This is a genomic window from Nitrospira sp. T9 (assembly GCF_052156535.1).
Taxonomy (GTDB): Bacteria; Nitrospirota; Nitrospiria; order Nitrospirales; family UBA8639; genus Nitrospira_E.
Genome location: NZ_JBQKUP010000030.1, coordinates 11614 through 32151, shown reverse-complemented (window position 1 = coordinate 32151; position 20538 = coordinate 11614). Strand labels below are relative to the sequence as shown.

Here is a 20538-nt window from a genome sequence, read left to right as displayed (position 1 = left end):
ATGCGTACATGCCATCACAGGCCATACAAACCATTGGTGTCGTAGGAGCCGGCCAAATGGGTGCGGGCATTGCGTGCGTATCTGCGCTCGCAGGCTGTGAGGTCTTCCTCTACGATATTCACACCGCATCTCTGGAAGCCGCTCTTGAACGCATTCACAAGGGTTTCGACAAACAAATTCAGGAGGCCATCATCCCGGCTTCGGAGGGCGAAGCGGCCATTAAACGAATCCGGACCACCCAATCCCTCGCAGACATGACTGATCGTCACCTGATCCTGGAAGCCGCCCCCGAAAATTTTGAAATGAAATGCGAGCTGTTCCAAGAGCTTGGCGCAATCTGCAAACCGGAGGTGATCCTGGCCAGCAATACCTCCTCGATATCCATCACAAAATTAGGGGCCATGTCAGAGCGGGATGCTCAGGTAGCCGGCATGCATTTTATGAATCCGGTCCCGGTCATGAAATTGGTCGAACTCATTCGAGGTTTGCGAACCAGCGATGAGACCATCTCGCTTCTCGCCGGACTTGCCGACCGCATGGGAAAAGTTGTGGTGGAATCCAAAGATTCTCCGGGTTTCATTGTCAATCGCCTGCTCATGCCGATGGTCAATGAAGCCATTTTTGCCTTAGCCGAAGGCATCGCGACCGCCGACATGATCGACAAGGCCATGACCCATGGCACCAACCACCCCGTAGGGCCACTGGCCTTAGCCGATCGGATCGGTCTGGATACCGTGCTCAACATTTGCGAAATTTTATATCAAGAATTCGGCGATCAAAAGTTTCGCCCGTGTCCGCTTCTTCGAAAATATGTCGAGGCGGGTTGGTTGGGTCGAAAGTCAGGAAGAGGATTTTACACCTATCAACCTTGACCCCCTTGTCAGGATATGACGCCATGAAGATTGCTCACGATTCACCGGTGGTCCATCAGAAGGGTTCGGCTGAAGAACGTCCGGCCTCTCATTATCCTCAGGACCGGAAGACGCCCTGTACGTCCTTGTCCGGACTGCCGATTGCCGAACAATATACGCAGGAAGACCTCAGAGATTGGGATCCTGAACGTGACCTCGGGCATCCTGGAGACTTTCCTTACACACGTGGGATTCATCCGACGATGTACCGCAGTCGGCTATGGACGATGCGGCAATTCGCAGGGTTCGGGACGGCTCATGACACCAACGCCCGTTTCAAATATCTCCTGGATCAGGGACAAACCGGTCTGAGCGTCGCGTTTGATATGCCAACCCTCATGGGCCTGGATTCAGATGATCAGCAGGCTCTTGGGGAGGTAGGCTATTGTGGGGTCGCAATTTCGTCACTGGAAGATATGGCCACACTCTTCGAAGGAATCCCTTTGGATCGGGTATCGGTCTCCATGACTATCAATGGTCCGGCCGCCGTGATATTCGCCATGTATCTCACTCTGGCTGAACAGCAAGGCATCCCGCTGAATCGGCTCAATGGCACCCTTCAAAACGATATTCTCAAAGAATATATCGCACAAAAAGAATGGTTGTTCCCCCCTGCACCCCACATGCGGTTGATTACGGACACCATCGGCTACTGCAGTGTACACGTGCCGAAATGGCATCCCATCAGCATTAGCGGATATCATATCCGGGAAGCAGGATCCACCGCCGTGCAGGAACTGGCCTTTACCCTGTATGACGGGCTGACCTATGTCGAAGCCGCCGTTCAGGCGGGATTGCCGATTGACGCCTTTGCCCCGCAACTGTCCTTTTTCTTTAATTCGCATAACGAATTTTTTGAGGAAATTGCCAAGTTTCGAGCGGCACGACGCGTGTGGGCGCAGGAAATGAAAGACCGATACCACCCCAACAATCCACGCTCGCTCCAGCTCCGCTGCCATGCCCAGACAGCAGGGTGTTCCCTCATGGCGCAACAACCCATGAACAATGTGGTGCGGACCACCCTTCAGGCTCTGGCAGCCGTGCTCGGCGGCACGCAATCACTGCATACCAATTCCATGGATGAGACGCTGTCTCTGCCCACTCAGGAGGCGGTGACGCTGGCGTTACGCACCCAACAGATCATTGCTCATGAAAGCGGGGTCACTAACACGGTTGATCCTTTGGCCGGTTCCTACTTTATTGAACACCTCACCAACCGTATGGAAGAAGGTGCCCGCGAATACTTTCGCAGGCTGGATGACATGGGAGGCATGTTGGCCGCCATCGAACGAGGTTTCCCACAACGAGAGATTCTGGAAGCGTCCCAGCACTACCAGGAGGGAATCGACAGGAAAGAACGCATCATCGTCGGGGTCAATGAGTACGTTGAGTCGGAGCAGTACACCATACCCACCCTGCGAATCGGGAAGGAAGTCGAACAGTATCAGAGGGAACGCTTACGCTCATTTCGCGCCAACCGGGATCCCAAGAAAGTGGCTGAAGCGCTTCATGAAATTCAATGGTTCGCACAATCCGGTGAGAATCTGTTGCCACACCTGATGCACGCCGTCAAAGCCAGGGCCACATTGGGAGAAATGTGTTCAGCCTTAAAGGAAGTCTTCGGCACCTATCGTGAACCGGTGGTCTTATGAACTGTTGTCGTAACCTGAGGACCACAAGGCATGTTGGCCTTCAGGAGTTAATTCGCAAGGAGGTCACAGAGCAAACCGGCAGACGGATTTCACCAATGTTCCTGTAGCGGAAAAACCCTTTCCTCAAAACAGAAGGGACCAATCCTGTGAAACTTGGACAATTTAACATTTATCCTGTGACAGACGGCCGGTTCCGGCTTGACGGCGGAGCGATGTTCGGGGTGGTCCCCAGAGTGCTCTGGGAGAAATGTTGTCCGGCCGACGATCACCACCGCATCCCGCTCAGCTTGACCTGTCTGCTGATCCAGGCACATGGGAAGAACATCCTCGTCGATACGGGACTTGGCTCAAAACATGACAAAAAATTTCACCGAATGTTTGCCGTGGATCAATCCTCCTCGCTTCATGATGCCTTACACCATTACCGCCTTGCCCCGAAGGATATCGATATGGTGATCAATACCCATCTTCATTTCGATCATGCCGGAGGCAACACGCGGTGTAATGAAAAAGGACAGACGATCCCGACGTTTCCGATGGCCCGCTATCTGGTGCAACGCGGAGAATTTGAGGATGCCATCAAGGCGAATGAACGGACCAAGGCTAGTTACCGTCAGGAAAATTTCATTCCTATTCTGGAACATCACCAGTGTGAGTTTGTCACAGGCACGACCGAGTGGCTGCCCGGTGTCTCGATGGTGGTCACCCCAGGCCATACCAAATACCACCAAAGCGTCAAGATTGAATCCGAAGGACACACGGCCTTCTTTTTAGGTGATTGTATTCCAACGGTCTCTCACCTGCCCCTCCCCTACATTATGGGCTACGACCTCTTTCCGCTACAGACGCTGGAAACCAAACGATGGATTCTTGATCAAGCCTACGAAGAAGGATGGCTCCTGATTTTCGAACATGACCCCCGGATTGAGATGGGGTACGTCCACAAAGACCCGGAAGGCAAATATTTCTTGAAACCTGCAGAGGAAGCGAGAACAGCATGACCACAGCGACGACGCCCATTCGAGTCCTGATCGGAAAGGTTGGTTTGGATGGCCATGACCGCGGCGTGAAACTGGTAGCCCGGGCCCTGCGAGACTCTGGTGTAGAAGTTATTTATACCGGGTTACATCAAACCCCCGAGCAGGTCGTCAATATCGCCATCCAAGAAGACGTGAACGCGATAGGCCTCAGCATTCATTCCGGTGCCCATACCTCTCTGTTTCCACGGGTCCTGGAATTACTGAAAACGCATCATGCCGAGGATATCGTCGTCTTCGGTGGAGGCATTATCCCTTCTGATGATGTCGGCCCTCTGATGGAAACCGGTGTGCGGGCCCTGTTCCCTCCCGGCACCTCGATGTCACGCATTGTGGAATTCGTGAAAGGACTGCCCCAATGAGACCGGTCTATATGATCAGTGGCGGGATCACCAAATTCGCCAAAGCCCATCCGAATAAAGATTTTCGTCTGATGGTCAAAGAAGCGTATGACGCCGCCCTCCAGGACGTGCCCGACTTATCGAAAGACATGATTGACGGAGGGGTCGGCTCCTATTTTTCAGATCATTTCACCCGACAGCTCAAAGCCGCCAGCATGGCACACGATTACCTGGGACTGTGCCCTAAACCCTCAAAACGGGTCGAAGGGGGTGGCGCCACGGGAGGCCTGTGCTTTCAATCGGCCTGGGAAGCGATCACCTCTGGACGAATGCATTGCTGTGTGGCGTATGGATTTGAAACCATGTCCCGGGTCAACACCTGGAAGGGCAACGAATTCATTGCGTTGGCTTCCGATACGAATTTCGACTTTCCGGTCGGCGGGTTTTACAGCGGGTACTATGCCATGATGGTCAATCGCCATATGCATGAATTCGGCACCACGGTTGAACAGATGGCCATGGTCTCCGTCAAAAATCATCTGAATGCCCTGTACAATCCCTATGCACAAAAGGCGAAACGTCTCACCGTCAAACAGGTTCGGGAATCACCGATGGTGGCCACCCCATTGACCATGGAAGATATCTGCACCATGTCCGATGGAGCAGCCGTCTGCATTCTGGCTGACGAAACCATTGCGGAACAGGTCTGTGACCGGCCGGTGCACATCACCGGCATAGGATCAGGGTCAGATGCCATGCGCATGGCTGACCGGCCGCATGGAAAAGTTCCGCTGCTTCCGCACGAGCAGGAATCCGATTATGCCCGGCTCAAATACCCTGGGGTGCATTCCTTTCGCGGTGGTCGCATGGCAGCAAAGCTGGCCTACGAAATGGCCGGCATCCGGAATCCACTGGAAGAATTAAGTTTTGTCGAACTTCACGATGCGTATACCTCCTCTGAAATTCAAACCTATGAAGACCTGGGGTTGTGTAAATATGGGGAAGGCGGCGGTTTTATTGAAAAGGGTATCCCGTTCATGCCGGGGATTGAGTATGGCTTGCCGTTACCGGATCAAGGGCGATTCCCCGTGAATCCATCCGGAGGACTGTTAGCCTGCGGCCATCCGGTTGGAGCCACAGGTCTAATGCAAGCCGTCTTTGCGTTTTGGCAACTACAAGGCACAATCGAGAAGCATTTAGGCAGTCCGGTATTACAACTTCGCAATCCTCGACGTGGACTCATCCATAGTCATGCGGGCACCGGGACCTATATCACCGTGTCGATCTTGGAGAGGACATAACCATATCATGAAACACACCCAAACAACCGGCAAAACCGTGAAGAAACGCCAGAAGACCAATCTGCCGGAAGGCGCCCCCTTGATCATCCAGGACCACTACGAAATCGACTACCGGCATAGTTATGCCCAGGATTCCCCCTTCTTTGTGGGTTTGAGTCAGGGCCGCTTGCTGGGATCGCGATGCACGGGGTGCCGGTATATGTATGCGACACCGCGGGCACATTGCATGGAATGCGGGGCGCCCACGACGTGGGAAGAACTTCCGCCAACCGGACGCGTACATACCTTCACGGTCTGCTATTACGGCGGGGAGAGTTTTCTGAAAGAAACTCCCTTTCTGTTGGTGCTGGTGGAATTTGATCAGGTGAATACACTCTTTCTCTCCCGGCTCAAAGGCATCCCATTGGAAGAGGTTCACATTGGACTCCCGATTCGTCCACAATTCTCCGACACTCCCACTTATAAGGTGACCGATGTCTGGTTCGAACCCATTGACCATTCCTGAATGTTCCACGATTCCTTCATTACTCAAGGAAGTCCGAACGGGAAACATGAGGGCCATTTCCCGTGCCATTACGTTACTGGAAACGAATGGGCCGGAAAGAACAGGAGTCCTGGAGGGGCTCAGGCCTTTCTCGGGCCATGCACAAATCATCGGGATCACCGGTTATCCCGGCGCGGGAAAAAGTACCGTGATAGACCAATTGATTACGGCGTACCGCTCACAAGGGAAAAAGGTCGGCGTGCTGGCCGTAGATATCAGCAGCTCATTAACCGGCGGCGCTATTCTGGGAGATCGCATTCGCATGCAGCACCATTCGCTGGATGATCGTGTCTACATCCGGAGCATGGGCACGAGAGGACACCGGGGTGGCCTTGCCCTGGCGACACAGGACGCCATTCACGCGCTCGACGCCGCCGGGTTTGATGTCGTGCTGATTGAAACCATTGGGATGGGGCAGGAAGAAGGAGAAATTGCCCAGATAGCTCAAACGGTGATAGACGTCGTCGCACCCGGTCTTGGCGATGACGTGCAGGCCATGAAAGCTGGAATCCTGGAAGTGGCCCATATCGTCGTCGTGAATAAAGCCGATCACGCCGGCGCCCACGAAACCCTTCAGTCGTTGCGAGAATGGGTGCCACAGGTATTGCTGGTGACCGCCACGACCGGAGAAGGCATTCCATCGTTGGTAGAGGCCATCACCCGCCACCAACAGTCCCTTGAAATTGAGGCACCCGTTTCCGGTTAAATGTGCTGCCGGGTGACCGATTGGGTCTGCCCTGAGTTTTATCGAAGGGTTCCCACTTTAGAAAAAGGGCTCTTGAGGAAATTGTGTGGATTGTTCGAACTAGACAGATCTGCGAAGAGAATCCCCTCCTTTGTAAGGAGGGGGCAGGAGGAGGTAGAGGCATCACATTGCCACTGTAACCAAAATTTTCCTATGGCCATCAAGATGCGTACGGATCCAAGACTCTACCCCACCTCAATCCTCCCCTTACAAAGGGGAGGAATGTGCCGGGGCCTCATCTCCGAGGCACATGGACTTCAACAATATCCGATGGGGATGCCCACGCATAACCCGGAAGAACCTAAAAAAGGGGGTGAGGGGGATTTTCTGATTCTCTTTTTCTTCTGAATACCCCACAGTCTGGCTGAGGGATCTTTATTGAAAACCACGACTCATGCAACCTGCACCACTTCAACAACATTCGTTCTCACATTTTGAGATGTCCGAGGAGCGCGGCTTTTTGCCGGTCCCCGACCCTCTTTCTTCTTGTTCTCTCTGCCCTGAGCTGGAATGGCTCGGGCAGCAACTGCCCAAGTTGCTGGCGGCTCGCCAACTCCGGAACACCATCCACTCGATACAGGAACTCATTCCCCGCAAGAAGGACGACTGGACCGTCGCCACCAACCGATACGCCAACCGCATTCTTTCTTTCGCTGCGCATGGCTACATTTGGGAAAATCCGAAACACCCCCTCGACCGTCTCCCAGCCAACCTGGCCGTACCCTGGTGTGAAGTGTCGTCCCGGTTAGGCCGGCCTCCGGTTCTTTCCTATGCCTCCTACGCCTTGGACAACTGGCGTCGTCTCGATCCTAAACGCCCCATCGAACTCGATAATGTCGTATTGCTGCAAAACTTTCTTGGAGGATTGGATGAAGAGTGGTTCGTGGCCGTCCACGTGGACATTGAAGCGAAAGCGGGTCCGGCCATGGCCGCCATTCTTCGCGCGCAGGAAGCCGCGGGACGGGATCATGCCGATGATGTGACCAAAGCACTCCTGACTTTGGCTTCGACGATGGAAGGCATGTGCCTCACGCTGGATCGCATGCCCGAGCGGTGTGATCCCTATATGTATTATCACCGCGTGAGACCGTTTATTCACGGCTGGAAAAATAATCCGGCTCTACCCAAAGGCATTGTGTATGAGGGTGTTGAAGAGTACCGGGAGGAACCTCAATCTTTCCGGGGAGAAACCGGAGCCCAAAGCACGATTATACCCACGCTGGATGCCGCACTGGGCATTACCCACGCGGAAGATCCCTTAACCGTGTATCTCGCCGAGATGCGCCATTACATGCCGCCAGCCCACCGCGCCTTTCTCGAAAGGTTGGAACATCAACAGGACCATGCCGGCCGTCCCTTGCTGTCCGGATATAGTATGGACCACAAATCCAACAAGCCCGACTTATGGCAGGCCTATCACGAATGCGTACAACTTTTAGCACGCTTTCGGGCCACACATCTGGACTATGCCGCGACCTATATTCATCAGCAAAGCGAGAAACAGTCCACTAATCCCACCTCCGTAGGCACCGGCGGCACGCCGTTCATGGAATATCTGAAGAAACACCTGGAGGAGACCAAGTCAATCGGGCAATGATGCAGCGTGTAAATTCCTACTCGAGCCAGCCACTCATCCAGTTCCCTCCATCTTACGTCGAGCAGCCTCGACGCGCATTCAACCCCGTCAGCACCCTGACCACAACTGGCGGTCGACTGAACGATTAAGGCTGAGTAGGCAAGGTCGAAAGTTTGCGACCAGGCCCGATTATCTGTCTCAGGCGGCATGTTTGAAGTATTACAGCCTATTTCCCACGCTCAATATCTAATTGAAGCTGTACTGCCAAATCGATCCTCCGCTCTGCGTGGAATGCTAAGACCTCAACTTCAACTAGACTCTGGTCCAGTTGGAGGTATAGTGAGAGAGCAGCTTCCAACGTAGCGCTCCCTTCAAGGAGCTGAACCTTGTCGGAAATCAAATCAAGAGTTGCGGCGGTTACCTCTGGAATGAACGAGTCATACGCTGCTTTCATCTTTTCGATGTATTTCTGCTCTGCCGCTTGATATTCGTCCCAACTTGGAACGGCGCCAGACACTTGCCCTGTAATGCGATAATTGAGTTGCTTTAACTCGAGGGAAAGATCATCCTCAATTCCTTTCAATTCAAACGCAGATTTTTTAAAAATTTCATCTAGGTCAGATGCAGTTTTACAGTAAAGCGTTTCCGTCTTCATCCGTTCCAATTTTGCCAAGCGACCTTTTATGTCAGCCACAAACGAGCTGCGAATGTCGGATGGAAATGCTGCAACCTTTTCTCCCAATTTTTGCGCTGCTTCCTTGGCTGCTTTCTCATAATCAATGAAATTCTCTACTTGACAGAACGGCGTCAAAGAACTTGATTGTTCCTCGCTAAGGCCCCAAATGCTTACGCTGGAATTGCCAGCCGTGCGCTCAAATAATCGCAACGTAGCGTGAAATGAAATTCGGGCGATCGACGAAATTACGTTTGGGTTATGACTGTCTCGATGATATGCGGCATTTCGGTAGAAATTCAGTATCTTAAAGATCGTAGCATCGGCATCAGAAATCAATTCGGCCGTGTTTCTACAGAAATCCACCTTTTCGTCAAAATAACGAAGAACCTTTTTTCGAAATTGTGCCGTGTAATTAGGGACCGATACCCGAGACAAAGAAACGTCCGAATCAAATTTTTCGATTACCTCGGAAAACATCAATCTTTCGGCTAAGCTATGCAGTAAAATAATCGCCATTCGAGACTTTTCGTGCTGGCTAGACAGCATTAGGCCACAGGCTACTTCAAGAAGCTGAAGTGCCCCTAAGAAACGGTCGAATTCGTCGCGTTCCAGTAATTTATTGCGCTTCATAACAGAATCCATGGCTAATTAGCCTGCCGAAGTCCCGTCAATTCGAACTGCGCGTTCGGCCACCGCAGGTGGCTTGGACCCGCGGCCAGATGGGGACTCCATTCAGCCAACCACTCTTTAACCTCCCCCTCCTCCACGTCGAGTAACCCCTGTCCCCTTAAACCCACTCAGCACAGAATCTGTCGTCAAAGTTCGACTGAACATAGAGGTCCAACGGTCCAAGGGGCCGTCTCAAGCCTGATGTCAGACCAATTTCCCTCCGAACTTAAACCAATGCAACTTCAGTCCGCCAGGAACCGCCAGCGCTAGTCCATATTGATACTGAAACTTCCGTGCGTCTGTAGGCGCTTTCGTATACTCGCACGCCCTTATTCGATCGTTGGTTTTCGGGTTCGACCCAGGTCCCTGTCTGTTGTACTCACAGTCCACATTCCCCTCGTTAGCTCATGTTCTAAGAAAACTGCCAAGCAGTGAGCTAATGTCCATTTGACTGCATCACGATAAAGAAGATCGGAATCCCGAGCATATAGAAAGTCAATTGCTCGCATCACACTTTTCTTTATTGCTGGGAAATCCAAATTTGTGTCCCTTTGTAAATTAACACTCAGCTTTAGCGTGGCGCGGGGCACCGTCCGCTGTATGCTGTTGTTAGCCTGTGCCTGCAATGGTTAACTTGCCCGTGGGGCAGACTCCATGCATGTAGCAGTCGACGCAATGTGGATTAGTCGGACGGCACCATTTCCGGCCAATCTCCCATACCGGGAAGTCAAGAAGACCGGGAAAGGCCGGATGAAGTGCTCTAGCACAATATATTATTTCCTCTAGTCCGGCGTTTTCGCCGACCAATCCGAGGCGAGTGAATACGCGCCGAACATGGACGTCCGCAGATACATCGACGGGATAATGGTCAGCAAGCGGAATTTTGAAGTCTCGCGCGAGAATGTTCGCGGCCATCGTGGCAATCTTCGGCCCAATGCCACGGAACCGCAAAAACCGAAGTACTACTTCGGCACTTGATGGTTTGTCATGCCAAATGCGGGCGGCGTCACCCGCATAGGCGCATGCGATACGCTCGATGGCAGCGTGGAAGCTGTAGCTCATTTCCCCAGGGAAACGGTGGAGAGGCTCCGGCTTCGAAAGGAGTTCTCGAACTTGGTCGAGGGAAAGCGGGTACAGGACAGACAACGAAAACCCACCGAGCTTCACAGAGATAAGATGCAGGATCAGCCAAGCCCGTTCCGCCTTGATTTGGCGACCCATGATGCATGCCAGGACGAACGCGTGGGGATAATTCGCTAGGTCATTGAGGAGCGCATCGGCATCATGGTCTTTCGTAAAGGCAACGTGGCCGGCCTTGGCTTGGAAGAGCGCTTCGCCATGCTGCCTCAGTACATCTGCGATCTCGCTGTTCACCGTTCACGACCGTCCATTTGTTTCATGCAGGCTAATAATTTTAGACTGATCCACATAAGAGCCCGTTCTGCCAATTTCTATCCGTATAACACGCTCATCGATGTTCCCAAACCCCCAGAACATATGGATGTTCCCCTATTTGATTTTTCCAGCCTTGAGTCCTGCCGGCTTGATCCACTTTGGCAGTACACATTCGTGAAGCGATCACGGCGATTTTCTTGTGTGGTATTGGCTCATTCAGTGCTTGTATTTTTTATTCATTCAGGAATTCAAAGAAGTTATTCTCAAAGTAGAGAATTTTTGAACAAGGCAGGGAAAATGTCAAGAAACTTTCGAAGAATATTCTGGCGAATGGTTGAGGAAGGGTGGGATCATTCAGAATTTATGGTTCTGGGCTTACCGTTTTTCGATGTGTATCGGAAAGCCATCTTGGGGGAAGACAGGAAAAAAGCTCTAGCCGGTGAACGCGTTGCACATGTGTATCCAACTCTCGTGTTCACGTGATGTTCTGTGTTGCCGGGTTTCGCCCCTGCAGGCGAGGCCCTTTTGTTTCGGCAAAAGGCCCCAAAACCATTGACGCCCCGTTCGGCCTCAGCGGATTGGGCGGATGCAGGGAAGAGGACGGGCCAACTCGCCAAGCTCAGACAAGGCCCGCCAAGAAAAAGAGCATCCTCCCATAGGGCCGAACGGCAGTCGTCGGACAATGGGGAAATAGAGACGACAGGGAATTCCATATGACAAGGTAACCGCAACGCAGAGGGAATCTTGACTATGTATGTTCGGATGGCTTTGATATCACGGAGTGCTTGAGGCAACCAAATAATTTGTGTCACCACCCGAGCCGACGCTTGACCCCATCATGCGGAATGTCTTTTCCCGCATCAAGTTCAGCCAGGCCTGCATCAATCTTGGCGAGAAATACAAGTCGCTCGATGGCGTCGTCATAGGTCGCATCAGAGGGCTAATTCTGGAAGGACTTCGGAATGCGGTCTCCTATGGTTTCAGATGACATGTTCAGATTATACCTTTCCTCTATCCGCACGCCTAACGAAGTCCGCAATTTCGTGACTATCATGAAACTTCCCGGTGCTGGCTTTTTTGCTACAGGGATATTCGACTTGCCCATTTTCTGGGATTTATGCACAATTTCTTGACATAGAATATTTGGACAGAAGAAAGGAGGTTGCATGGTTTCAGGTTAGACCATTGCAGGACACCGGCGGGTTCACACCAAGGAGGTCGCCATGCCAATATTAACGCGATTACAGGACTATCTCGATGAACGCAAGGTTGCCTATCAGCTAATACGGCATCAAGAAGCGTATACCGCTTCGGAAATCGCTCATACACTCCATATTTCCGGAAAGCTGTTAGCGAAGGTCGTGATTATCAAAGCGGACGATCGTTTTGTGATGGCGGTCTTACCCTCCAATCACAAAGTGGATTTCGAACGTCTCTCTGATGTGCTGGGAGGGGAACACGTGCGTCTGGCCACCGAAGGGGAATTCCAGGAATTGTTTCCTGACTGTGGTGTGGGAGCCATGCCACCATTTGGGAATCTCTATGGCCTGGAGGTGTTTGTTGACGAATCGCTCACGGAGGATGAGGAGATCGTCTTTCAAGCTGGAACCCATCTCAGGGTGATAAAGCTCCGGTATCAGGATTTTGCCGACTTGGTCCATCCCAAAGTGACCAATTTCCATCTGGCAGCGGGAATCCCGGGGAATTGAAACACACGACCTGGCCAGTGGAACATTCCTTTGAGATTTGGTGCAGGAAATTATGTGCCGATTTCTAGGCTCCACGCAGAGGTTCTATGCATGTTGTTTCAATGCCTATTCAGTTCGCCACACTATTCAATTTAAGGCTGAATGGAAAACCTTTGTTAGGGGGCCTAGGGGATACGAGATCATGGGATGATAAGCCAGTCATGATCCACGTGAGTGAGGGGAGGACGAGCCATGGATATTACCTCAACCATCGTCAGGCGTGTGGTCACAATCAATGAGAATCGATCGATATTCGAGGCGGCCAAGCTCATGACCGAGGAGTTTATTGGGGCGCTCGTTGTGACCAATTCTACAGGAATCCGGGGACTGTTGACCGAACGCGACATGATTAAAAATGTCGTAGGGAAAGGAAAAGATCCCGAGAAGGTCAAAATTAAAGATACGATCACCCTCAAGCCTTTAAAGGTCAGTCCATCTGTCGACGCCAACCACTGCTTGAATCTGATGAAGGAACACCATTGCCGACATCTTTTGGTCTACGATGGCGAAGAATTTGTGGGGATCGTCTCAGTACGGGATCTGGTCGTGCTGTTGCTTGAGGAGAAGGAAGAACTGATTCGGCAACTTGAGAAGTATATCACCTCATAGGTCCCTCTCCCTGTCTTCGCTCATGACTCCTGTCAATTCCTGAAAAAGAAGAATCGGTTAACAGAAATTTCCAGGGGACGGGGAGACAATCCGTCCCGTCCCCTGGCCACCAAGGGCGGGGATGAGGCTCCACCTGCGGAGTGGCGATGTTGAGTCGAACCGGAGGTAGTAATGGCTCAACCCAACATCACTTTCCCCGCGAGCGGGACCCTCACCCACAAGGAATTCTTCTTCGCACATACGGCTGCTCCCATGATTCCTCCCGGAGGTGGAACGGGAGTATCCAACCTCCTCCTTCCTGTTCTCCCCTCTAAATTATTGGGAAAGGAGTCCCCGGACTGCTTGGAGCTACCCCCGGGGAAAAGCCTCCGGTTATGACCCTCGGCGATTATCATCATCATAGGGTTTCGTTTATTTCCAACATCATGGCGTTTTCTTCCTTCAACACCGTCAATTTGCCTCGATTCCATCTGCCCCGTCTGAAGCACATTAAGGGACTGTTGAATATTGTAAAATTTTTGCCGTGTCATTCGCTTCTGAGTCACGGAGGCTCAACAGAGAAAAATAGTGGAGTGTTCAAAAAGGCCGGTCCAGCAAGGCCGCAGCCGCTTGGACGAGCGGAGCGTACGGAGGAGTACGTGAGCACGGCCTAGGGGCGAGAACGCCGCTGGCGGCATTTTTCAACACTCCCATTAAACCATTTTTCCATGGCCCCATTGCCGGTTTTCACAAGGCGTCAAGGCTACTCCATTCCTTCATACACCCGTGTCAGGTGTTGATTCGGTTTTGTTAGCGTCCATCACCCCTAACGAATTTTCACCGGCGTCCTGGGCATCAATTCCATGGTCAGCTCCAGAATGCGATCCATGTTCACCGTCCTTTCCACCGATGCCCTGGGAAAGGTGAGGCTCCAGATCAGAACGCCCGGAAGCAGGACCAGGAAAGCGATACCATAGGCAATGAAAGCCCTTTCGCTCCAAAGCCCAGAAAAGGAAACCTGAACCCCGGCAGCCGATGGTGTTGCTCCAAGGGATGGCCTGATGCCCTGCTCCGATTGGGACAGTTGCGCCAATCGCATCCCCGGGGTTTCCGATCGTATGGCAGCGACGGTCAAGGCCTGCAACTGGGTTTGGAGGGCAGAGTGTTTCGTCCCGTATACGTGCTCCATTGAAGCTTTCTGGACAATCGCCTGGCCCATCCGTTCCTGAAGAAGGGCATGCAGGCGTTGCCGGGATTGACTTTCCTGAGTGATCCATCGCCCCATTAAAGCCTGGCTTTCTCCATTGAACCGTTCTTGGCCCAACACGCCGTATTTCGCCGCAGTCTTGATGATTCGATCATTGACAGGCGCGTTGAGGGTATTGGCCGTCAACAGACCAGACCGGACACCCTGGCCCGTTAAGGTGACAATGGATTTCCCCATGAGATATTGAAGTCGACCTTCACGCTCCGCTTGTGCCTGGACCAGGCGGGATTGCACGATTTCGGGTATGGGGGCTTTGTTGTTAAACGCGTGGAGATTCCTGGAAGCGTGAGTCAGAGATGCCGTGACATGATCAATAGAGTTGTCATAGGCATAGTCCAACTTCGCCACTTCCACAATCCCTTCACCCATGCTGGTTTGGAGGGATTGCATGACACTCGTTGCCGTTATGGGATTATTCGCATTGGATGGGGGAGGGACTTCCCATGACCCATAGCTGGCCACGACAAGAAACAACCCTCCCACAATCGTGGCGAACATGCCTACTGCGACTATCACATCTAAGGGATCCACCCTGGGTTTCATAAGCGCCACCTTTTCCTCTCCATCGGAAGGGAAATTTCACATTCCCCTCTCCGACTATGAATTGAGATGAACCGCCCCAAAGACTGGGAGTTAATTTTACTATCCGGATGTACCATGACGTTGCGGAGCACCCTCTCGCCCCAGCTTTCCAAACGTGACGGAACTTCCGCCATAGCATTGACAGCATCGACATCTTGATACGCTGATGCCTCTCTGGGAACCGGAGACACATCCAAGGTTGACTGCCCGAGATCATTGGCTCCCGGCGAACCAAATTCGGGAACAACAGACGCTCCCGTTTGATAGTCTGGGTAATCTGGTAACAGAGAAGGAATGGCAAGAGATGAAGGGTTGCCAAGAATTCCTCCTACGACGAGAATGACTATGATGGCCATACAGGTCATAGAATTTTCCTTCTTTTCCAAGGTCCTGTTCCCCTTATTCTTCTGAATCTTCTGATGAGTCATGGTGATTGCACTCTTCTTATTAATCCAGCACATTCGCGCCCAACCCTGCGGATCGCAACATATTCCTGACCGGCGTTGAAAGATTCAAAAAATACATTTTGTCGGACATGAGATGTTGGAGAATACCGGTCAGCGCATGGTTGGTGGTTCTCAGAGACGCGCAATCAAAAATTACGGGATGATCAAGACGTTGCATAATCAGGGCGAATTCCTCTTCCCATAACTCTGCGTTTTGTGTGGTAAGCGCACCCTCAATCTTAAACAACGTGAGTTGTTCGTTTTCGAAGACCTTGCGCAACCGAAAAAGTGGAATCAATGTTTCCGTCCAACTTTGCATCGATAGCGTGAACTCCCTCAATTAAAATCATTGACGAACTCTACCCTTTAAGAGTTATGAGAAGAAGCAAAAGTTGAACCGGCCCTATTGGCAGACAGAGACGAGCAAAACATTACGATTTTTCAGGATTTTTCGAAGGAGAGGATGTGGAAAAATGGAAGGGATGTGTTGACGGATTGGTGATATTTCACCAAAGTGCTGAAATATCATCACGATTCTTTCTCATGGAATGAGCGAGAGGAGGAAGGGACGATCCCGAATTTTCTCATTCGAGAAAGCAGCGTGCTCCGGTTGAGTCCCAAGAGAGCGGCTGCTCCATGAGGTCCACTCACCAGCCCTCCTGTCTTTTCCAGAGCTCTGAGGATATGAAGCCGTTCGTTTTCCTGGAGAGTCTGGATCTTCTCTTCCATGGGATGCATACCCGGAAACTGAGGAAAGCTGAGGTGGTGAGCAAGCAGCACACCTTTCTCGCAAAGAATGACCGCTCGTTCGAGAATATTGGCGAGTTCCCTGACATTTCCGGGCCATTCATAATGAACCAACCGATCCAGGACGGCCGGGTTAATTTCTTCGATTCGCTTTTCCAGTTGCTTGCTAAAACGTTCAACGTAATATTGGGTCAACAGGGGAATATCGTCTTTAAGATTCCGCAGTGGCGGCATCGCAATAGGAAACGTGTTGAGACGGAAGAACAAGTCAGCCCGAAACGCACCGAGGCCCACCGCTTCTTCGAGATTCCGATTCGTAGCCGCGATGATGCGCACGTCGACATGATGGGTTTGGGTTCCCCCGACCCGTTCAAATTCATGTTCTTGAAGGACCCGAAGCAATTTACTTTGCGTTTCCAATGGGAGTTCGCCAACTTCGTCTAAGAAAATCGTACCCCCGTGCGACAATTCGAAACGGCCCTTCATTTTGTCTGTGGCGCCGGTAAACGCGCCTTTTTCATGGCCGAAGAGTTCACTTTCTACCAGGCCGCTTGGCAGTCCGGCGCAATTGACCTTCATCCAGATATGGTCTTTCCGGAGACTCAACCGATGGATGGCTCGAGCGGCTAATTCCTTACCCGTCCCTGTTTCTCCGGTGATGAGCACGGTGGCATCTGTTTGAGCCACCTTGCGGATTTGCTCGAATACATGCTGCAAGGGCGAGGAGACTCCGATGATGTCTTCAAACGATGGAGTGTGCGCGAGCGGTCCCTTAAAAAGTGGAGAGACCGGATGAGGGCGGGAGGATTCCATGCGATGACGCAGGCTCAAATCCCGCATAACGAGAGTATAACTATTGTGTCCGGAGATATTCGCCCGAGAGAGAGTTGCCTCGACCGGAAACTCTTCACCTGTGGCCCGTTGGGCCATGAATCCTTCTTGTTCCCAAATATAGCTTTCCACCTGAGAAGTGGAATGATGAGCCTCAAGATGTTGATGTAGGATTTTCCACGATCGTGGAGTCAGGAATCGCTGCAAGGGCTCCCCTTTTACCTCCAAAGCCGATATGTGAAATGTGGTCGCGGCTGCGCGGTTCATAAACGTGATGCAGCGTTCTTGATCGATGGTTATGATTGCATCCATAGCTGAATCGAGGACTTGAATATGGCGTTGTTCGCTTTCACGGAGGATCTGTTCGGATTGTTTGCGCTCAAGGACTTCCGACTCCAAATTTCTGTTGCCTGCCCTGATCTGCTTTATCAGCATTACTCCCAATAACCCCACAATCACACCGAGCAGAATTTGCCATTGAACCAGCCTGGAAATTCTTGCGCTTGCCCAGGCGTCGTACAGGGTCACCAGTGTGTCCGCCTTGGCGACAATATCGTTAGAGAGTTGGAGCAATTCCAAGGCTGAAGCGTTTTCCCCAGATCCGTCCTGCGTCCCTTTCAAAAAGCCGTCAGATTTGGCGATAAATTGGACAAGAAGTTCCTGCTGCCCTTGGATGGCGAGTCGGATCGCTTCGGTCGGAGCAGGAGGAACTGTTACCTCATGATCATTGGCCCAACTAACCGTGACCTTTCTTCCAAAATGCAGAGCTTCCAATGTTTCCACCAGTTCTGTTCTTGTAGGGGTAGAATTGGCATTCCTATACTGCCGGGCCAGCAGAACCTCTTTCATATGCCGTTCTTGCAGCATTCGCTGCCGACCCGCCAGATCTATTATCAGGGCATCAACTTCCTGATCCTGGATTCCTGAAATCGTAAACGTGACCATCCCGAAAAGGCCGGCAAGAAACAAGGCAAGAAGAACATGCAACCGGCAGTGTATTGAGGAATTAAAGAACGTGCGGGACAGTGGAAAGGACACCATGTGCTCTTCCTAAGCAAAGGTGCATGTCTACCCTTAGGTCAACATTTATGAGATAGGAAAGAAAATTCTAACAGGATCGTGAAAAAGTCCGCCAGCGGTATATCCCCGCCCGATCCCTCTAAACGCACACTTCTGCCCGGGATTCGCACGTCACGCGGCATTTCTGGGCTGGCCATTTTGGATATGTTTGTTCCCTTTTCATAGGCAGAGAAGATTGATTGTGAGACTGACCGTTCCCAAATTTTGGATTTTTGGCGCCCGCCCCAATGCCCCCTCAATGAATATCCGGACCCATTTCGAAGAAACACAATCCGTCATTGATCATTCCACCTATCCCGAATCGGTCAGCATCGTGAAAACCTCATCCTCCTGATTGGTTTTTTCATTTGGTCCTTTCTCCTTTAAAGTTCCCGCTGGCCCCTTCGGGATATAGTCGAAAAGGTCCCGGTAAATGATGCCATGATTCAGCATCGGATATTGACCGAGGAATGCCCGTTTTCCGACGTTTGCCGTGACATGATCGTCATTGTGGATGATTTCCGGAATCATCCGGTCAATCCGCTCACGCGCCGCATGAAACACCTCATTGGCCAGGTCCCATACACGGGGATCCCCTTCCCGGCTATATTGCCGCTCAGCCCATAACGCCGTGGCCGCAATGATCAACATATCTTCCCCCACCGACTCAATCCTATTTTGCCTGCCCTGATCATCATGAATCCCTTCCTGGTGAATGGCCAGAATGTAGAAAATGGCTCTGGCCAGACGGCGACTTGCCCGTTCGACATACGTGAGGTGCTTGCGGACTTTGGGATGATCTGTCTCTGAACGGGAAGGAAGTGGATTCCGTTTCCACAGGTCAAGGTATCGGGGAAGATACCATTGCGCGACCTTCACCCCTTCCCGGATGCGTTCCAGGGCTTTGCCTTTTGCGTCCAGATAATTCCTGGCTTGTTCCAAATGCGGGTTCAGGGCTTCACGGGCCACAAAGGGTCGCAGAATATCCGTGGCTCCCTCCCCGATACGGTACATTTCGATATCCCGAACCAATTGTTCAACCCCGAAGGCCGGCTCTCCCCGAACCCGCTTGGAATCGGCCTTTTCGTATCCCATTCCTCCAAAGATTGTTTGCGCACCTTTAAGAAAATTGATCGCCTTTTCCGAACACGCGATTTTGGCAATGGCGGCTTCAATACGAATGTCATACGCATATTGATCGGCCATACGCCACACCAGCCAGGACAGGGCCTCCATGGCAAAAAGATCCGCAGCCATCTGTCCTACGCGCCTCATTTGGGTTTTCCGCCGGCTTAGCGGCTGCTGAAAGGTCACGCGTGAATTTGCCCGATCCAATGTGGGTTGCCAGGCTTGCTTGGCCATCCCCAGACACACAGCCGGAATACTGATGGCCCGCCCGACGTTCAGAATAGTCAACGCATATTTCAAGCCTTTCCCGATTTCTCCAATGAGGTTTTCCACTGGAATTTGCACGTCGGTGAATGTCATATGGGCGTTTTCAATGCCCCGACATCCTTCAAATTGACATCGTTGCTGAATCTTCACGCCGGGGCTGGCCATGTCCAGGATGAACGCCGTGTGGACAGAAGCTTCTGCCCCCTTTCCTTCGGGCACAGGGACCCATTTGGTTTTCCCGTCCAGGAATATTTGTTTTGCCGGCACGCGGGCCACCAGTGTTATCAGGCTGGCGAGGGAGCCATTCGTGCACCAGAGTTTTTCGCCGTTGACCACAAAATGTGTGCCCAATGCATTTAGGACGGCTTTTGTTTGAATATTGGCCGCATCCGATCCGGTGTCCGGTTCCGTGAGCGCAAAAGCCGAGATTTCCTTTCTCGCGACCCGCGGGAGAAAGGCCTTTTTCTGATCCTCGTTTCCGAACAGAAGAATCGGCATGGCAATCCCGATGGACTGTGGCACCGCAACGGTAAGGGCCAGGATATTACTCCAGCTGGCCATCAGCATCAGCACCCGCCCGTAGTTCGTATACGAAAATCCCAGCCCGCCATATTCTTTGGGTATTTTCATTCCGAATGCCCCAAGGTCCAGCAGGCCCTTGAGCACATGCTCCGGGATTTTAGCGGTTCGTTCGATGTCGTCCGGATCCACATGCCGCTTCAGAAATTCTTCAATTTTCTGGCAATATTCTTCGCCGATTTGCTTTTCCGCGTCTGGCCCTTCCGGCGGAAACAGCAGGTTGAAGTCCGGGTTTCCCATGAACAGGCCCGCCATAAAACTCTCTCCGGCCATTTCCTGGCGCGCTTCTTCTATTCGCTCCATGCCTCTGAAAAGTTGTGACATGTCCGGACCTCCTTACTGTGAATTCCGAAGGAAACCAGCATACATCTGACTCTCCAATTCTCGCCGAATACTGGACAGGTTTTTTCAGCCAGATGGTCTGTAGAAAATTCCTTTTTACAGTCCGC

Annotated in this window: 18 protein-coding genes; 11 read left to right on the top strand and 7 right to left on the bottom strand. The window is 51.9% G+C overall.

Annotation, left to right across the window (positions count from 1 at the left end):
• Positions 1–8: 8 nt before the first annotated feature.
• The 8 genes from ACTRXD_RS06635 (at position 9) to ACTRXD_RS06600 (ending at position 8128) form a co-directional block, all read left to right on the top strand.
• Complete coding sequence (locus tag ACTRXD_RS06635; RefSeq protein ID WP_442431053.1) at positions 9–872, top strand: 3-hydroxyacyl-CoA dehydrogenase family protein; 864 nt, start codon at positions 9–11, stop codon at positions 870–872.
• A gap of 23 nt (positions 873–895) precedes the next feature.
• Positions 896–2563: an acyl-CoA mutase large subunit family protein gene (locus tag ACTRXD_RS06630; RefSeq protein ID WP_442431052.1), complete on the top strand. Its 1668-nt coding sequence runs from the start codon at positions 896–898 to the stop codon at positions 2561–2563.
• 146 nt (positions 2564–2709) lie between these two features.
• The gene (locus tag ACTRXD_RS06625; protein WP_442431051.1) at positions 2710–3564 is read left to right on the top strand and encodes an MBL fold metallo-hydrolase; all 855 of its coding nucleotides are present in this window, start codon (positions 2710–2712) and stop codon (positions 3562–3564) included.
• A complete protein-coding gene (locus ACTRXD_RS06620) occupies positions 3561–3962 on the top strand; it encodes a cobalamin B12-binding domain-containing protein (protein WP_442431050.1) in 402 nt (133 codons plus the stop codon). The genes ACTRXD_RS06625 and ACTRXD_RS06620 overlap by 4 nt, the downstream gene beginning before the upstream one ends.
• On the top strand, positions 3959–5242 hold the full coding sequence (locus ACTRXD_RS06615; protein ID WP_442431049.1) for a thiolase C-terminal domain-containing protein: 1284 nt from the start codon (positions 3959–3961) through the stop codon (positions 5240–5242). Before ACTRXD_RS06620 ends, ACTRXD_RS06615 begins: the two co-directional genes overlap by 4 nt.
• A gap of 7 nt (positions 5243–5249) precedes the next feature.
• Entirely contained in the window at positions 5250–5747 is a 498-nt protein-coding gene (locus ACTRXD_RS06610; protein WP_442431048.1) for a Zn-ribbon domain-containing OB-fold protein, read from the top strand.
• The gene (gene meaB / locus ACTRXD_RS06605; RefSeq protein WP_442431047.1) at positions 5716–6492 is read left to right on the top strand and encodes a methylmalonyl Co-A mutase-associated GTPase MeaB; all 777 of its coding nucleotides are present in this window, start codon (positions 5716–5718) and stop codon (positions 6490–6492) included. Before ACTRXD_RS06610 ends, meaB begins: the two co-directional genes overlap by 32 nt.
• 433 nt (positions 6493–6925) lie before the next feature.
• The gene (locus ACTRXD_RS06600) at positions 6926–8128 is read left to right on the top strand and encodes a hypothetical protein (RefSeq protein ID WP_442431046.1); all 1203 of its coding nucleotides are present in this window, start codon (positions 6926–6928) and stop codon (positions 8126–8128) included.
• A gap of 205 nt (positions 8129–8333) precedes the next feature.
• Here ACTRXD_RS06600 and ACTRXD_RS06595 read toward each other — a convergent pair whose 3' ends face one another.
• Together ACTRXD_RS06595 and ACTRXD_RS06590 are read right to left on the bottom strand one after the other, a co-directional pair.
• A complete protein-coding gene (locus ACTRXD_RS06595) occupies positions 8334–9413 on the bottom strand; it encodes a hypothetical protein (RefSeq protein WP_442431045.1) in 1080 nt (359 codons plus the stop codon).
• 648 nt (positions 9414–10061) lie between these two features.
• Positions 10062–10826 (bottom strand): iron-sulfur cluster loop, encoded by a 765-nt coding sequence (locus tag ACTRXD_RS06590; protein WP_442431044.1) that lies wholly within the window; start codon positions 10824–10826, stop codon positions 10062–10064.
• Positions 10827–11144: 318 nt separating this feature from the next.
• Between ACTRXD_RS06590 and ACTRXD_RS06585 the strand changes: the two genes are divergently transcribed.
• The 3 genes from ACTRXD_RS06585 (at position 11145) to ACTRXD_RS06575 (ending at position 13204) form a co-directional block, all read left to right on the top strand.
• Positions 11145–11330 (top strand): hypothetical protein, encoded by a 186-nt coding sequence (locus tag ACTRXD_RS06585; protein ID WP_442431043.1) that lies wholly within the window; start codon positions 11145–11147, stop codon positions 11328–11330.
• Positions 11331–12070: 740 nt separating this feature from the next.
• On the top strand, positions 12071–12556 hold the full coding sequence (locus ACTRXD_RS06580; RefSeq protein ID WP_442431042.1) for an aminoacyl-tRNA deacylase: 486 nt from the start codon (positions 12071–12073) through the stop codon (positions 12554–12556).
• Positions 12557–12787: 231 nt separating this feature from the next.
• Complete coding sequence (locus ACTRXD_RS06575; protein ID WP_442431041.1) at positions 12788–13204, top strand: CBS domain-containing protein; 417 nt, start codon at positions 12788–12790, stop codon at positions 13202–13204.
• An 805-nt stretch (positions 13205–14009) separates the two neighbouring features.
• Here the strand turns inward: ACTRXD_RS06575 and ACTRXD_RS06570 are convergent.
• The 5 genes from ACTRXD_RS06570 to ACTRXD_RS06550 all read right to left on the bottom strand — a co-directional run bounded on the left by ACTRXD_RS06570 (position 14010) and on the right by ACTRXD_RS06550 (position 20413).
• Entirely contained in the window at positions 14010–14993 is a 984-nt protein-coding gene (locus tag ACTRXD_RS06570) for a hypothetical protein (protein WP_442431040.1), read from the bottom strand.
• Positions 14990–15397, bottom strand: a complete 408-nt coding sequence (locus ACTRXD_RS06565; RefSeq protein WP_442431039.1) for a hypothetical protein — start codon at positions 15395–15397, stop codon at positions 14990–14992. The genes ACTRXD_RS06570 and ACTRXD_RS06565 overlap by 4 nt, the downstream gene beginning before the upstream one ends.
• Positions 15398–15479: 82 nt before the next feature.
• Positions 15480–15797: a hypothetical protein gene (locus ACTRXD_RS06560; protein WP_442431038.1), complete on the bottom strand. Its 318-nt coding sequence runs from the start codon at positions 15795–15797 to the stop codon at positions 15480–15482.
• Between the two features lie 209 nt (positions 15798–16006).
• Positions 16007–18097, bottom strand: a complete 2091-nt coding sequence (locus ACTRXD_RS06555; RefSeq protein WP_442431037.1) for a sigma 54-interacting transcriptional regulator — start codon at positions 18095–18097, stop codon at positions 16007–16009.
• A gap of 330 nt (positions 18098–18427) precedes the next feature.
• Complete coding sequence (locus ACTRXD_RS06550) at positions 18428–20413, bottom strand: acyl-CoA dehydrogenase family protein (RefSeq protein WP_442431036.1); 1986 nt, start codon at positions 20411–20413, stop codon at positions 18428–18430.
• Between the last annotated feature and the right edge of the window lie 125 nt (positions 20414–20538).